The following is a 1,169-nucleotide window of genomic DNA, read 5'->3' as shown; positions in this document are numbered from 1 at the left end:
CGGCATACGTGCGCGTGACGCACCCTACTGGCCGCAGCCTTTTCCAAGCCTTTGGGTAGCTCCTTTCCCGTTTTTTCAGACGCCTGTTATTTGACAGCAGTACTGCTCTTGCGGTTCAGCTTCAATGCAATTTCTGCAAGACTGCAGTAAAGCACAGGAACCACGAAAATAGTCAGCAGGGCAAGGGTCATTCCTCCAAAAGTGGGTATGGCCATGGGTACCATGACATCAGCCCCTCTTCCAGAAGAAGTCAACACCGGGAGAAGCGCCAGAATGGTTGTGGCGCTTGTCATCATGGCTGGACGAACCCTTCTGTCACCGGCTTCTACGGTTGCAGCCCTTATAGCCTGAACAGTTTGTGGTGTTTCCTCCTTAAAGACCTGCTGCAGATAAGTGCAGACTATCACGCCATTATCCGCTGCAATACCGAAGAGGGCCAGAAAACCTACCCAGACCGCCACGCTCAGATTAATGGTTCCCATCTGGAACAATGCCAGCAGGTTTATTTTTACACTGACCCCATTTTTTAATGTTTCGTTTTTTCACCCCCTGCGACTGTAAGCTAATAATTTTACTCTGACCCCTTTTTTGTTTTTTGTCAGCAACAATGCGACGAGCACCACAGCAGTTAATGCAACTAAAACAGAGCTCTGCCCTCTTTCTTCAACTATTTTATTCCAAAGGCAATTCATGGTATCCATACATTGACATTTTATCATACACATAACCACGAAACGTCAAACATTTTTTATACAATTTTATAGATTCTTTTTCCATAGTAGATTCTTTTAAAGATAATGCTCCCATGTATATACATATTGGATATTCACCTGGATTTATTATATCTGGAATACCTATATAAGACCTAACAAAATTATGTATTTGCTTTGCATTATTTAATGCAGCAAGCCTATACCAATCTTGATAAAACTGAGCAAAAGAAACGTTGATATCAATCCATCTAGTAAAAAGAGGTTGCAACTCTTCAGCCTTACAATCAGAGCCTTTAGACATATCTCTAATACCCAACTCAGCAACTTTAATAGCTCTACGTAGATACTTTAAAGCAATCCTATTATTATCAATAGTTTTTTTAAAAAGAAAAGGATCATATGTTATATGATTTTTTCTTCCAGTTTTTTTTCAATCTCTACAGCTAAACCATACAC

The 1,169-nt window shown here is 40.6% G+C and carries 1 protein-coding gene and 1 pseudogene; both read right to left on the bottom strand.

What is annotated here, in order from left to right; translation table 11 throughout:
* Positions 1–86: 86 nt before the first annotated feature.
* Positions 87–503 (bottom strand): annotated as a pseudogene (locus tag G493_RS31610) (efflux RND transporter permease subunit); the annotation flags it as partial.
* A gap of 169 nt (positions 504–672) precedes the next feature.
* Positions 673–1,014 (bottom strand): hypothetical protein, encoded by a 342-nt coding sequence (locus tag G493_RS0127075; protein ID WP_028582850.1) that lies wholly within the window; start codon positions 1,012–1,014, stop codon positions 673–675.
* Positions 1,015–1,169 lie beyond the last annotated feature (155 nt).

It is taken from the genome of Desulfogranum japonicum DSM 18378, from assembly GCF_000429945.1.
In the GTDB taxonomy this organism is placed as follows: Bacteria; Desulfobacterota; Desulfobulbia; order Desulfobulbales; family Desulfobulbaceae; genus Desulfogranum; species Desulfogranum japonicum.
This window is presented reverse-complemented; position numbering and strand designations above follow the sequence as displayed.

What these genes read in the sequence shown, in the direction of transcription:
- G493_RS0127075 (WP_028582850.1), bottom strand. Translation starts at nt 1,014, where the DNA reads ATGTCTAAAGGCTCTGATTGTAAGGCTGAAGAGTTGCAACCTCTTTTT.